Below are 13,623 nucleotides of genomic sequence, written 5' to 3'. Positions count from 1 at the left end.
TGGTCAAGCCCGCGTCTGGCGCGGGCCATGCCCGGTCCAGCGCTTGAACGCCTTGCGGAAGTTCTGCGCGTCGCTGAAGCCCACCTCATAAGCGACCTCATCCAGCGTCATGCGAACATTGCCCAGCAACGACAACGCGCGCTGCTTGCGCAGATCATCCAGAATGGCTTGATAGGGCCTCTGATTCTGCGCCAGGCGTCGGCGCAGGGTGCGCTCGCTCATGCACAGCTGCGCGGCTACGGCAGACAAGCTGAGGGGCGTGCGCAGATCGCGGCGCAGGATACGCTCGATGGATTCGACGAACTCGATTTCGCCGCCCCGTTCGGCACTCATCTCCAGCAACTCCACCACTTGTCGATTGCTCAACGCATCGTGAGTACCGATGGGGGTGTTGGCCCAGTGATTGGCACAGATAAACAGGTTGTCCTTGCAGTCGAAGTGCACCGGGCATCGGAACAGGTGCTCATAGTGGTCGGCGTAGGTGGGCCTTGGGTAAGTCAGCTCGATCGAGGACGGGCTGAACGCCGGGCCCGCGAGGGTACGCGCGATATTCAGGAGCATGCCGAAGGCTTCTTCCACCAGAAAGGTCAGGACCTCGGGTTCATGAAACGCGCAGGCGACCTGGAGCGTGATATGCCCTGGGGATTCAAGGTGTTCGAAGCTCAACAGCGCGCCGGTCTGCTTCTGCATGTCGATGCCCAGTGCGATCGCGTTGCCGAGGGTGGCGCTGGTCAACATCGCATAACCCACCAGGCCCATGGAGGCGATGGACTCGGTCGCGCTCATGTCCAGGCCCAGCCCTCTGTCGCGGCCCTGGGTCATGTCCAGGGCGCGCTTGATCATCAGGCACGCCTGAAGGATCGACACCCGGCTTTGCGGGTTGGCGAGGTCCGCGAGGTTGAAACCCAGCCCCAGGCACAGCCGATCCGGGTCCAGGCCCAGTTGCGCGATCAGCTGCGCCAGACTGCGCAGCAGGTTGACCGGTAAGTCGGCGGTGTGCCGCAGGGGACCGAGCATGCCGTACTCCTTGTCGCGCGGTTATTTGCCCAGCATCAGGCGGGTGACCAGGCGTGTCAGCCGCCCATACGGCGCCGCGACCTTATCGGACATATTGAAGGGGCTCAGCTTGAATACGCCGCGCGCATGGGACAGGCGCACAAACCCTTCATAGCCATGGTAGGCACCCGTGCCGCTTTCACCGACGCCACCGAAGGGCAGGTCGTCCTGGGTCGCGTGCAGCATGGTGCCATTGATCGTCACACCGCCCGAGCGTGTGTGCCGGACCACGTGTTCAACGCAGTTTCGATCGTTGGAGAAGCAATACAGCGCCAAGGGTTTGGGACGTGTATTGATAAATGCCAGCGCCTCGTCGAGGCTGTCATAGGCGACCACCGGCAACAGCGGGCCGAAGATTTCCTCGCGCATGATGTCGGTGCTCAGCGGCACGTCGGTCAGCAGGGTCGGTGGGATTTTGCGCTCGGTGGTCTTATCGAACGCGCTGTCCTGCCAGACCTTGGCCCCAGCCACGATGGCCTGATCCACCAGGTTCAACAGGCGCTCATAGTGACGCCGCGAAATAATCGAGGTGTAGTCTTTGTTGCCGTCGATGCTGGGGTACAGCTGCTTGGCCGCCGCCATCCATTCGGTGGCAAAGCGCTCGACCAGCTGGCGCGGTACCAGCACGTAATCGGGGGCGACACAGGTTTGCCCGGCGTTGAACAACTTGCCGATGGCGATCATGCGTGCGGCTTTTTTCAGCGGGAAATCAGCCGTGAGCACAACCGGTGACTTGCCTCCCAACTCCAGGGTCACCGGAGTCAGGTTGCGCGCCGCGGCCGCCATCACCAGGCGCCGACCTGGGAGGAACCGGTAAACAACAAGTGATCGAACGGCAGCTCACTGAAACGCCCGGCCAATTGCGCGTCGCCGATGACCACGGTGACCTGGTCGGCGGGAAAGGTCTTGGCCAGCAAGTATTGCAGCAACGCGGCGGTGCGCGGGCTCAGCTCCGACGGTTTGATCATCACCCGATTGCCCGCCGCCAGCGCTTCCACCAGCGGCGCCAGGGTCAGCGTCAGCGGATAGTTCCAGGGCGCCAGAATGCCCACCACGCCCAAGGGTTGATAGATCACCTTGGCCGATGCGGGCTTGAAGGCGATGCCCACCTTGCGTTTGCTGGGGCGCATCCAGGCTTTGAGGTGCGCGCGGATATGCTTGATGCCGTTGACGATGGGCATCAGCTCACTGAGTTGGGTCTCGGCGAACGAACGGTTGCCGAAATCGGCGCTCACCGCTTCCAACAGTTGATCATGGTGATCGCTCACCAGGCGTAACACCGCGTCCAGGGCAGCGATGCGCTGCGCGTAGCTGGGAGCACCCTGGGCATACACGGCGGCTTGTTGCGCGGTGAACAGCTCATTGAGCAACGGCACGGGTTCAAGCGAGGAGGGCAGGCTGCTGATGGGCTGGTTCATGACGGTATTCCTTGGGCGTGATGCCGGAAGAGGCGGGTTGGAGAGCGCGGGTCATCAGAGGAAGTTCTTGCCTTCGCCGCGATACGTCGGCACGCGTTCCATCACACGGCCGTTGCTGATCACTAGCAATTCATCGAAACGTTCACACAACTCGCCCGCCTTGGCGTGACGGAACAGCATCGGATCACCGATGTTCAAGGCGTCATCCAGGTTGCCCCGCAAGGGGGTCTGGACTTCGCCGGCGGCTTCGTTGTCGATCAAACGCCAGCCGCCAGGTAACCAGGGCTGGGGCAATCGGTCCTTGCCCGCAGGCCCGGAGGCGATGTAACCGCCGCCGGAACACACCATCACGCCGGGGGCCTGGGTGCGTGTCACGGGCAAGGCAAAGCCGGCGGCGGGCGTCAGTTCAAAGGCTTGGTAGTGGTCGAACAGAGTCGGCGCGTACAGGCCGGAGCCGGCCGCCAACTCGGTCACTGAAGGGTCGAGACGGGTGCTTTCAAAACTGCCCGTGCCGCCGCCGTTCACGAACCGCAAAGTGTGGCCGGCCCTGCGCAAGGCGTGCACCACCTGCTCACGGCGTTTATTGACCTGGGCAATGGAACGACGTTTGAGAAAACGGATGATCACATTCTTGATGGCTTGGCCCGGCACCGCGTCCATCAGCCCGGCGATCTGCCCTTCGTAGCCCATCAGGCCCTGCAGCTCGACGCCTTGCGAAGCGGCGATAGCGGTGGCCAGGGCCAGTGCACTCGCCTCGTCATTGATCGGCGAGCGGTGCACACCGAAGTACAGCCCTGGAAAAACCGAGGACATATCCAGATCGATGGCCAACGGCATGACCACGCCTTCCGTCACCGCGACCTCGTTGATCGCCTGCACCTGAGCCCGATTGTCGACCATCAGCGTAATCGAGCGTCCCCGGCGCAACTGGCAGGCGACTTTGACCAGGCTGCGCGCATCGACCGTCGGGTAGGCCACCACGATATCGTCGAAACCCAGGCTGGCCAGCCAGGCGGCCTCGGCGGCGGAGTAGCACAGCAGGCCCTGCACGAAGGGCGCTGCGCTCATGATCATCCGCATCATCTCCACCGAACGTATGGATTTGGTCACCAGCCGCACGGGCAGGCGCCCGGCACGTTTGCCCAACTGCTGGAGGTTGGCGGTCAGCGCATCCAGGTCGACGAACGCGGCAGGTAACCGCACCCCGTCCAGCACCTGGTGGTAATAGGCGTAATCGCGAGCGGGAAGCAGCGGGGCAGTTTCGACACGGCGCATGAAGGACCCAATGAGTTCAGCGGTAAGTGAAATGACGCGTGGTCTCGCCGCTGGGAGGGTAAAGCGTGCCTGGATGACGATGAAGGTGCGATGCGGCCGGCCAACGGGTTCACGCCGGCCATGTTCGCCCGCACTTCACTTCATGCGCTTGGAGCAGGCGCCAACCGATCCAGGTGGCTGACAATCATCGACGCGACCATCGCACATACATTTTTGGGGTCCATGGACTCATCGAACAACAGTTCGATCGTGGCGTGAATCATCTCCACCGCGACACGGGCAGCGGTGGCCAGCTGTTGAGGATCGGCCTGTGGAAATATCGCTGCGAGGATCTGCGCCTGTGCGGCGGACACCTTGCGGTGGGAGTCGAGCCGCACGTGCTCCAGTGCCGGTACGGCGCGCAACCCCTTGAGAATCCACATGCCGCCCAGCGTCGCCTGGGTGACCCGGTAGGTGTCCAGGATCAGCTCGGCGAGCGCCGACTCCAGGACTTCGGGCGGTCCGGACAACAGCTGCGGCGTGATCCAGTTGTCGATCAGGCCGTTCTGTTTCTCCAGCAGACGTTCACCCAGCACGCTCAGCAGTGCGTATTTGTTCGGAAAGTAGCGGTACAGCGCCGGCGGCGTCAGCCCGGCACATTCGCAGACCAGGTTGGTGGACAGGCGTTCGATGCCAACGTCGCACAGGGTCTGCGCGGTGGCGACCAGGATGCGTTCGTAGGTCTCGGTGCTGCGTTGCTGTGCAGGCGGCTTCTTGTGTTCCTGGGTTTTCCCGGTGGTGGCGGCGCGGGCGCTGGCAGTGTTGAGCTTGACCATAGGTACCTGGCAAAAAAGGGTGAAGAGTCAGCTTATCAAAATGAAAAAAAATGTTGCTGAGCTCGATAATGGTAGTTATAACTATCGTGTAGCGATGACTATCATAACCGATGCGTCGTTAGTGTGACGGTCTCTTAAAACAAAAAATACAGGTGACTACTTATGAACGCTCGGCAATGGCTTTTCCTTTCCCTGGCACTGGTGTGCTCTTCCAGCGGTTATGCGGCAGCGGGCCCACAGGAAGCCAAGGGCCTGTGGCTCACGTCGGAAAAGGACGCTGTGGTCAAGGTAGACGATTGCGCCGACAAGCCTGGCGCGCTGTGTGGAAAGGTGGTCTGGGTCAAGGACGTGGCCTCCACCACAAACGATTGCGGCGTACAGATCATGCAGCTGGAGCGTTTTGACCAGCAAGCGTGGCGCGATGGCTGGGTGTTCGACCCTCGTGATCATAAAAAATACAAAGGCGTCGTTCGGGTCAAAGAGGGAATCCTCAATGTCCGGGCTTTTGTCGGCACCGAGATTCTCGGCAAGACAGAGCAATTCGAACGCATTGCCTCACTGCCTCCTGCACCGGTTTGCACTTTGTAAATCCGACCTTTCTTGTAGGAGAGCCTCATGCGTGCAACAACACACCATTATCTGATGGCCGCCTTGCTGTGGCCCATTGTCAGCCCATCCCTGGCCTTCGCCGACGAAATGGCCAGCTATGCCATCGATGTCACGGCCAAGGCGGTATCCGACGTCCGCACTCGGGGCGTTTCGGATTCCTTGAATCATCCCGGCGCCCGCGTCACCGTTCAGGTTGCCCATGAAAGTGGCCTGGTCGCGCTTGCCGAGTTCACCACTGTCAGCAAAAAGCAGTTTCTTGAAGGTGATGGACTGGGCGTCTTGCTCGCCGGCGGTTATCGCTTTGGCGACCCGGAAGCGTGGCACTACGGCGTGGGCCTGGCGGCGGAGATGTTCCCGGGGGCGCAGTTCAAGGCGCCGAACAAATTCGACTTCGACACCTTCACTCCCACCGATGAACGCACGACCAACTACAACAGCCAGTTCGCTGTGCTGGAAATCGGCTACGGCGCGTTGGAGGGACGAGTCGCCAGGGTCTTGTCCAAGACCTATCGTGGCGCCAATACCGGAGGCGTGTGCGGGGCCCAGTTGCAGTTCCGCGATGACCCCACCAAGGGCCTTGAATGCTACGCCAAGGGCGATCGCAATTCCCGTGGCAGCATGCTCTATGACCTGGACTACAAATACGCACTCGGCATGAACACCACGCTCAAGCTGCATGCGGGCTATCAGCAAATCGTCAATTTCTCCGAAGCGAACGCGGCGGACTACGACATCGGCCTGATCCATCACTGGTGGGGCTTCGATTGGGGGCTGGACTTTGTCACCGCCAAGACGCGCGCGCGCGAGTTGTATATGGCCGAGGACGACGGGCATGTGCGCGCCACGGATGAAAACCGTTGGGTGGCGTCGATTTCGCGTACTTTCTGAGTAGACCTTTATGACTTCGCTTTTCTTATCCCGGACGCCTCAGGCGGCCACCGGTCTGGAGCAACTCGTTCTCGCGGTGGACCTCGGCACCTCCGGTTGCAAGTGCGCTCTGGTTTCACTGGAAGGCGATATTCGCGCATGGGCGTTTCACAGCGTGCCGCTGCATGTGAGCGGGTTGAGTGTCGAGCAGGAGCCGCAGGACTGGTGGGATGCCTTCCTGCGCGGCGCCAACGAACTGTTGAGCGCTGACCCGGTCAGGCGTCGCCAGGTGATCGCGGTGTGTTGTTCGACACAGAGCGAAGGCACGGTGTGCGTGGATCGAGACGGCATTGCCATTGGACGCGCGATGTTGTGGCTGGATAAACGCGGCGCCGGTGCGGTTAAAAAACGCATGGGCGGCGGGCGATTCAGCCTGGCCGGGTACGGGCCGCTCAAACTCTGGCGCTCACTGCGCCTGACCGGTGGCGTGGCTTCTTTGTCCGGCATGGATTCGGCCGGGCACATGGCCTACATCCTCGATCATGAGCCGCAGCGTTACGAGCGAACCCACAAGTTCCTCAACGTACTCGACTACATGAACCTGCGCCTGTCGGGTCGCTATTGCGCCACCAACGACTCGATGCTGACCGCCTGGATCACCGATAACCGTGACCCTCATCGTATCCGCTACGACGATGGACTGGTCAGGGCGCTGGGGATCGAGGCTGGCAAATTGCCCGATCTTGTCAGCTCCACGGATGTGATCGGCACGCTGCGCCCGGAGCTTGCCGACACCCTCGGGCTGGCGCGCGGCACACAGGTAGTGGCGGGCGCCGTGGACACCTCGGCGGTGGCGGTCGGCGCCTCCGTCAGCGATTTTGCCCCGCACCTTTACCTGGGCACTTCATCGTGGGTGGGCGCGCACGTTCCGTTCAAGAAAACCAGCGTGCGTCATCACATTGCGGCGGTGCCCAGTGCCGTCAACGGCCGCTACCTGGCGATGGCGATGCAGTCGGCGGCCGGCGCGAACCTTTCGTTCCTGCGCGACAAAGTGTTGTACCACCCGGATGAATTGCTCAGCGATGAACAGCAGCCGGATGTCTACGCCTTGCTCGACCGCATCGCCGCGCGGGTGCCGCCGGGGTCGAGGGGATTGATCTACACCCCCTGGCTGTGCGGCGAGCGCTCGCCGATCAGTGATCCCAGCCTGCGTGCCGGTTTGTTCAACCTGAAGCTGGAGCACTCACGCGAGGACATCATTCGCGCCTTCATGGAAGGGGTCGCGCTCAATACACGCTGGATGTTCGAGCCGTTCTCGCGCTTTCTCGGCCGGTCCAGCGACGTGATCGTGGCCACCGGTGGCGGCGCCCAATCCGACGTGTGGTGCCAGATCATGGCCGACGTTTGCGGACGCGTGATCCAGCAACCGCAGAACGCGATCCAGACCAACGCCCGTGGCGCCGCGTTCATTGCCGCGGTGGCGCTGGGCAAGCTGCAGTTTCACGACCTGTCGAGCCTCAAACGCCCGCATCGTCTGTTTGAACCGTCCCGTGCCAGTCGTGCGCTGTATGACGATCAATTCGCCACGTTCCAGGAAGTGCGTAAACGCCTCGCACCGCTTTATCGGCGCCTGAACCCCATGCAGGAGACTGCCTCATGAGTCATGTCCAACGACAAATCGTTGAGCTATCACAGCACCTGTGTCACCGCGGCTTTTTTGCGGCAACGGGCGGTAACCTCGCTTTGCGCATCGATGCGCAGCACATTGCGGTCACGCCGTCGGCCACCGACTATTTCACGATGCGCCCCGAGGACGTCTGTGTGCTGCGCCTCAAGGACTTGGCGCAACTCTCCGGTGACCGCGCGCCTACGGTTGAAAGCGGTTTGCATGCAAAGATCCTGCGCGCCCGCCCGGATGTGCAGTGCAGCATCCATACCCATCAACCCGTCGCCAGCGCCTGCACCTTGCTCGGGGAACCGCTGGATGTCCCGGACCCCAAGCTGTGGGACTCCCTGGGCAAACATATTCCCATGGTGGGGTACGCGCCCTCCGGCTCCAACTGGTTGGCCGGCAAGTTCGGCCGCACCATTCGCTGGGACTACAACGCCTACCTGATGCGCAACCACGGTGTGCTGTGCTGTGGCCCGGATATCGAGACGACCCTGGCGCGCCTCGAGGATCTGGAAACGTTCTGCCGTGACTACCTGCTGCGTCACATCAACGAACAGTCCCGCACCCAATCACAGTCACCCGCCGCCGTGGCACGCCTGGTCGCTGCGCTGGCGCGGTCCAGCGCAGCCGACGCTCACTTTTCTTCCGAGACCCCATCATGAACAAGCCTCTTGATCCCATCACACTGCCTGCGGTAACAGACTCTGCGGTTTCCCAATGGCCGGATGTCGATTCGCTGTATCGGCGTTTCGATGCGCTGGTCAAACAACCGATTCGACCCTTGAAGCGCGACGCGCTGAACAAGGTCATGGGTTACTTCGACGAACGCTGCCAGGGATCGCGGCGACTCTCCGAGGAGGCGAAAAAATACATACCCGGTGGCGTGCAGCACAACCTGGCATTCAACCACCCATTCCCGCTGGCCATCGCCCAGGCCAAGGGCGCGCACCTGACCGATGTGGACGGCAACCGTTATATCGATTTTCTCCAGGCCGGCGGGCCGACCTTGCTGGGCTCCAACCACCCGGCGATTCGTGAGCAGGTCAATCGCATCCTCGACGACTGCGGCCCGGTCACCGGCCTGTTGCATGAATACGAGGTGAAGCTGGCGCAATTGGTCTGCGAACTGATGCCCGGCGTCGACATGGTGCGTCTGCTGGGCTCGGGTACCGAGGCGGTCATGGCGGCGGTGCGTCTGGCACGTGCCTATACCCGCAAGAAATGGGTGATCAAGATCGGTGGGGCGTATCACGGCTGGAGTGACCAGTTGGTCTACGGCATGCGCTTGCCGGGCACCGGTCGCATGGAGGCCGTCGGCATTCCGCGTGGCGCCACGGCTCACACCCAGGAGAGCCCGCCGAATAACCTGGACGCGTTGCGGCGGCGCTTGCAGATCAATCGCCTGCGCGGCGGCACGGCGGCGATCATGGTGGAACCCTTCGGCCCGGAAAGCGGCACGCGTCCGGTGCATCCGGATTTCAACCGCCAGTTGCGCAAGCTGTGCGACGAGTTCGATACGCTGCTGATTTTCGACGAAGTGGTCACCGGTTTCCGTGCCGGTCTGGGCGGTGCACAAGCGTATTTCAATGTGATGCCGGACATCACCGTGCTGGGCAAGTGCCTGACCGGGGGCTACCCCATGGCGGGTGCGATCGGCGGGCGCAGGGATGTCATGCAGTTGCTCGCCGGTGGCATCGGCACTTCGGCGCGGCGGGCGTTTGTCGGCGGTACGCTGTCAGCCAACCCGTTGTCCTGCGTGGCGGGCTACTACGCGCTGCTCGAGGCGCGCAAACTGAATGCACCGGCGCTGGCGGGGCGTGCCGGCGACCGCATGCGCAAAGGGCTGGAAGAAATCATCAATCGCCGTGGCTTGCCATATGTGGCCTATAACATGGGTTCGATCGTGCATTTGCAGACCTCCGGCGTGCTGTTGCTCGACACCAGCAACCCGCTCAAGCTGCTGCGCGCGCGCAATGAGGCCAAGTCACGCAAGCACATGATGGAAGAGATGGGCGCCGCGTACACCGCGCACGGCTTGATCACGCTGGCCGGCAGTCGGATCTACACCAGCCTGGCCGATACCGATGACGTCATCGACGACGCGCTCGAGCGATTCGACGCCGTTTTCCAACTGGTGTGAGGAGAGCACGATGCAGGATGTACTGCGACAACAATGGCTGGAACTGCGCCAACGACTCATCGGCCTGGTGCAGGCGGGGGGCAGCGTCTCCTTGCGTATTCCAGGCAAGGAAAGCATGTGGTGGGGGCAGTTGACTGACCTGGTCCCCACCCGCATCGACTGGCCGGTGCATGCCATGGGGGACAGCCAGACCCACCATGTGGTCTACCATGCCCGCTCGGACGTCGGCGCCATTCTGCTGGGTGGGGGCGACTTCGCCAACAGCCTTGCGGACTTTGGCGGGGTCATGCCTATTCTGTTCGATGAGCAGGCGCGGCATATTGGTCATATGGGCGTGCCGGTGGCTTCGATCCAGGACATTGCCACGGGCTTGCAGCGCGGTGGCAACGCACTGTTGATCAAGGGCGTGCCCGCGGTCCTGGGCACCACCGGTGCGCGAATGGCGATGAATGCGCAGCTGTTTGAAAAGTGCGCCAAGGCCTTCACCCTTGCCAAGGCGTCCGGGGTCAGGATGACGCTGCTGCCCTGGTGGGTGGTGCGGGTGGCCAACAGTCGTTTGATGAAAGACGAGAAACGCGCGACGCAGTGCTTTGCCAGAGGCGAAATTCCGCCGGAAAACCGTGGTTACTAAAAGACCCTTCAAGAGGTGTAACGCCATGCACATGTCGTCCGCTGTTTCCCGTAAACACCTGAGCGCCGCTTTGGCGCTGGGCTCGATCGCTGTGCTGATGGTGGGGCTGCAACCCTTGCTGCTGGGGGAATTGCTGGAGCAAAACCGTCTGTCACTCGAGGGTGTCGGTCTGGTCGCGATGGGCGAAATCCTTTCGTTGGGTTTGGGAGTGGTCCTGGGGGATTTATTGCGTTCGGTGTTCAGCCTGCGCGTGATCACGGTCGTCGCCATTCTGGCGGCATCGGGCATGGATCTGGTCACGGCCAATACCACCGGGGATGGCGCGCTGGCATTGACGCGGTCGTTGGCCGGGTTGGCCGAAGGCCTGCTGCTATGGGGCACCGTCAACTTGATCATCCAGGGGCCGGCGCCTGATCGCGTCGCCGGTGTGTTCATGGTGGTGCAAACCCTCGGCCAGGCGCTGGTGGCGGCGGTGCTGGCGTACTGGGTATTGCCGCTTCAGCGCACCTCGTCTTTTGGCTTCGTGTTCCTGGGGGCACTGACGGCGGCGTCCCTGGTGTTGGTTCGGTGGCAGCCCACCCGGCTGGCCAGTCAGCAAGCACAGTGCAACGCGGATGCGGGTTTTTCATGGGGCCTCAACCATGTGTTGCTGCTGGGGCTGGCCTTCATGCAACTCAGCGCCATCGGTGGGTTGTGGGCCTACCTTGAGCCGCTGAGCAAATACGTGGGGCTGGATGCACAAAACGCACAACTGCTCGTCTCCGGCACATTGCTGATGCAGGTCCTGGGCGGGTGCCTGGGGATTGTGCTGGTGCGTCGCGTCTCGGATTTCGGATTGTTGGCCGTCGCCGCGGTGTTGTTGGGCGGCATTGCCCTGGGCATGTATTTGTCCGCCGATATGGGCGTTCGGCTATTTCTCGCGTTGTGCGGCGCGTTTGGCCTGGTCTGGCTGATGCTGACGCCGTTCCAGGTCCGTATCGCACTGCAGCTTGATCCTTCGGGACGCGTCGCGGCGCTGGTGCCGGGAATGCAACTGTTGGGGTGCGCCTTCGGGCCTTTGATGGCGTCGCAGTGGGTGGTGGGGGAGAACGCTCAGTACGTGTTGCTGGTCAGCGCCGTGTTCTCGCTGATTGCCCTGACCTTGGTTGGTTTGCTTCGCCGATGCCCGGCGAGCAAGCGCGTCAGTTTCGCGGGCAAAGTGGTGTTGGTGGTGGGCGCGTCCTCCGGCATGGGCCGTGGGCTGGCGGTGCGTCTGGCGCAGGAGGGCGCCTGTGTGGTGGCCACGGCCCGACGCAAGGAATTGCTGAGCGACCTGCAACTGGAAATCACGCTTCAGGGGGGACAATGCCGGGTTTCGGCGGTGGATGCCCTGAATGTACAGGCCGCCGCCGGCCTCGTGGATGAAATCGTCGAGCACTATGGCCGGCTCGATGTGATCGTGCTCAATGCCGGCGGCGCGCCCGCGTTGGATATGCGCGAAATGAAAGCCGCCGACGTCACCGCGTACATGCGCTCGAACTACGATGTGGTGGTCAACTACTTGTTCCCGGCCCTGGAACAGATGAGTCGCCAGGGCCATGGGTTTGTGGTGCACACCAACTCCCTCGCGGGTTTCCTCGGCGTGACCTTGCAAGGGCCCTACAGCGCAGCCAAGGGCGCACTGCGCTTGCTGATCGATACCTGCCGTATCGAGTTTGGCGGCCGTGGCATTCGCTTTCTATCGCTCTACCCAGGGTTTGTCGCCACCGCGCAAACGGCGAACGATGGCATGCCGGCACCGCTGGAAATTTCCGAAGCGGCAGCCGTCGACCATATGTTGTATGCCATGCGCAGTCAGCGCTGGGACTACTTGTTTCCCTGGCCGATGAGGTGGGTGATCCGCCTGGCCAGAGTCATGCCCAAGTCGCTCACATTGTGGGTGTTGCGCAAGGAACTGCCGAGCGCGCAGGTGGCGGGTGCGCAATGTGAGGCACGCATGTCACTGAATAAACCGGGTTGACCCTCAACGCCGGCGCTGTTCGCTGGGCAAGGTGCCGGTCCACCGCTTGAACGCCCGCCGCAGCACGCGGGCGTCGCTGTAGCCGAGGGTATGGGCAACTTGCGCCAGGGTCATGGCGGTATTGCTCAGCAAGTCGCGGGCGCGTTCGTGGCGGATCTGGTCGAGCAATTCGCTATAGGAAACCCCGGAGGCTGTCAGACGGCGGCGCAAGGTGCGTTCACTCATGTTCATCTGGCTGGCAAACGCCTGCAGTGCCTGCGGATCGTCCAGGTGGGTGCGAATATGGCTGCGTAGCGTTTCGATCAGCGCATCGAAACTCACGCCACGGTTGAGCAATTTGTCGAGTTTGGCGCGCAGAGGCGCACAGGTGATGTCGTCATAATCGGGCAAGCGCGTGGTCAGCCAGTGAGCCTGGCTGATCAAGCGGTTTTTGCCGGCCTTGAACTTGATGGGGCAGCGAAATACCCGGCTGTAGGTATCCGCATAGGCCGGGCGTGAATAGGCCAGTTCGACGCGCAGTGGCGTGAAGCCCTGGCCCACCAGCCGCCGCACAATGGCCACGGCGCTGGAAAACGCCTCTTCCACCAGAAACGGCTCGATGTCCAGGTCAAACACTTTGGGTTTGACCTCAATGATCAACGCCTCTTTCTGCCGGCTGGCTTGATGCTCCATCAAGGCCCCGGTGTCACCCTGATGCTCCAGCCCGTAGCTCATCGCTTCGCCGAGGGTCTTGCAGGTCAGCATCGCCAGCCCTGCAAAGCCCCATGACACCGGCGTCTGCCGTATCCCCGTCGATAACCCCAGCGCCGGATCGCCCATGGCCCGCTGTGCGCGGGTGATCAACGTGCGGGTCTGGCGGTAGGACAAGCGCATGTCCAAGTCCAGCAGTTCCTCATAGCCGAAGCCCAGCCCGCGGCAGAGGCGCTCGGTGGACAGCCCGCTTTCACTGACCAGGCTGAGCAAGGCGCGTGCAACGTTGGGCACCACCACGGCTTCGTTGTGCTGTGGGTGCTGGGTCCAATCGTGGGCGTCACCGGCTGTCTCGAACATGGGCAGGACTCGTGGCTTGTGAACAGGCGGGTATCGGGGCGCTAATTTGTCCGGTAAAGAACCCTTCCTGACCGCCAAAGTCCCGTTCCTG

At 62.3% G+C, this 13,623-nt stretch carries 11 protein-coding genes and 1 pseudogene; 7 read left to right on the top strand and 5 right to left on the bottom strand.

Features of this window, described 5'->3' with window-relative positions:
• Positions 1 to 3 precede the first annotated feature (3 nt).
• From JWR98_RS03690 to JWR98_RS03675, 4 genes and pseudogenes are all read right to left on the bottom strand, one after another.
• Positions 4 to 1,017: an AraC family transcriptional regulator gene (locus JWR98_RS03690; protein WP_205489308.1), complete on the bottom strand. Its 1,014-nt coding sequence runs from the start codon at positions 1,015 to 1,017 to the stop codon at positions 4 to 6.
• A gap of 21 nt (positions 1,018 to 1,038) precedes the next feature.
• A pseudogene (locus JWR98_RS03685) lies at positions 1,039 to 2,474 on the bottom strand (coniferyl aldehyde dehydrogenase).
• 54 nt (positions 2,475 to 2,528) lie between these two features.
• Positions 2,529 to 3,749, bottom strand: coding sequence for an amino acid deaminase/aldolase (locus tag JWR98_RS03680; protein ID WP_205489307.1), 1,221 nt, complete (start codon positions 3,747 to 3,749; stop codon positions 2,529 to 2,531).
• A gap of 140 nt (positions 3,750 to 3,889) precedes the next feature.
• Positions 3,890 to 4,564 (bottom strand): TetR/AcrR family transcriptional regulator, encoded by a 675-nt coding sequence (locus JWR98_RS03675; protein ID WP_078732573.1) that lies wholly within the window; start codon positions 4,562 to 4,564, stop codon positions 3,890 to 3,892.
• Positions 4,565 to 4,726: 162 nt separating this feature from the next.
• On the opposite strand from JWR98_RS03675, the gene JWR98_RS03670 reads away from it, so the two are divergent.
• From JWR98_RS03670 to JWR98_RS03640, 7 genes are read left to right on the top strand one after another with little or no spacing between them, the layout of a single operon-like run.
• Positions 4,727 to 5,152, top strand: coding sequence for a DUF2147 domain-containing protein (locus JWR98_RS03670; protein WP_003173760.1), 426 nt, complete (start codon positions 4,727 to 4,729; stop codon positions 5,150 to 5,152).
• A 27-nt stretch (positions 5,153 to 5,179) separates the two neighbouring features.
• The gene (locus JWR98_RS03665) at positions 5,180 to 6,061 is read left to right on the top strand and encodes a TorF family putative porin (protein WP_205489306.1); all 882 of its coding nucleotides are present in this window, start codon (positions 5,180 to 5,182) and stop codon (positions 6,059 to 6,061) included.
• A gap of 10 nt (positions 6,062 to 6,071) precedes the next feature.
• The gene (locus JWR98_RS03660; RefSeq protein ID WP_078732574.1) at positions 6,072 to 7,700 is read left to right on the top strand and encodes a xylulokinase; all 1,629 of its coding nucleotides are present in this window, start codon (positions 6,072 to 6,074) and stop codon (positions 7,698 to 7,700) included.
• Complete coding sequence (locus JWR98_RS03655) at positions 7,697 to 8,374, top strand: class II aldolase/adducin family protein (RefSeq protein WP_078732576.1); 678 nt, start codon at positions 7,697 to 7,699, stop codon at positions 8,372 to 8,374. The genes JWR98_RS03660 and JWR98_RS03655 overlap by 4 nt, the downstream gene beginning before the upstream one ends.
• Positions 8,371 to 9,852 carry an aspartate aminotransferase family protein gene (locus tag JWR98_RS03650; RefSeq protein ID WP_078732577.1) on the top strand — a complete coding sequence of 494 codons (1,482 nt, stop codon included), beginning with the start codon at positions 8,371 to 8,373 and terminating at the stop codon, positions 9,850 to 9,852. Before JWR98_RS03655 ends, JWR98_RS03650 begins: the two co-directional genes overlap by 4 nt.
• 10 nt (positions 9,853 to 9,862) lie before the next feature.
• Entirely contained in the window at positions 9,863 to 10,483 is a 621-nt protein-coding gene (locus JWR98_RS03645) for a hypothetical protein (protein ID WP_078732578.1), read from the top strand.
• Positions 10,484 to 10,508: 25 nt separating this feature from the next.
• The gene (locus tag JWR98_RS03640) at positions 10,509 to 12,482 is read left to right on the top strand and encodes an SDR family NAD(P)-dependent oxidoreductase (RefSeq protein ID WP_078732580.1); all 1,974 of its coding nucleotides are present in this window, start codon (positions 10,509 to 10,511) and stop codon (positions 12,480 to 12,482) included.
• Between the two features lie 3 nt (positions 12,483 to 12,485).
• Here the strand turns inward: JWR98_RS03640 and JWR98_RS03635 are convergent, their stop codons facing one another.
• Positions 12,486 to 13,532 (bottom strand): AraC family transcriptional regulator, encoded by a 1,047-nt coding sequence (locus JWR98_RS03635; RefSeq protein WP_205489305.1) that lies wholly within the window; start codon positions 13,530 to 13,532, stop codon positions 12,486 to 12,488.
• Positions 13,533 to 13,623: the final 91 nt, after the last annotated feature.

Origin of the sequence: Pseudomonas lactucae, from assembly GCF_016937615.1 — a bacterium.
Lineage (GTDB): Bacteria > Pseudomonadota > Gammaproteobacteria > Pseudomonadales > Pseudomonadaceae > Aquipseudomonas > Aquipseudomonas lactucae.
The sequence above is the reverse complement of the archived record's forward strand: the minus strand, read 5'-3'. Positions and strand labels throughout refer to the sequence as shown.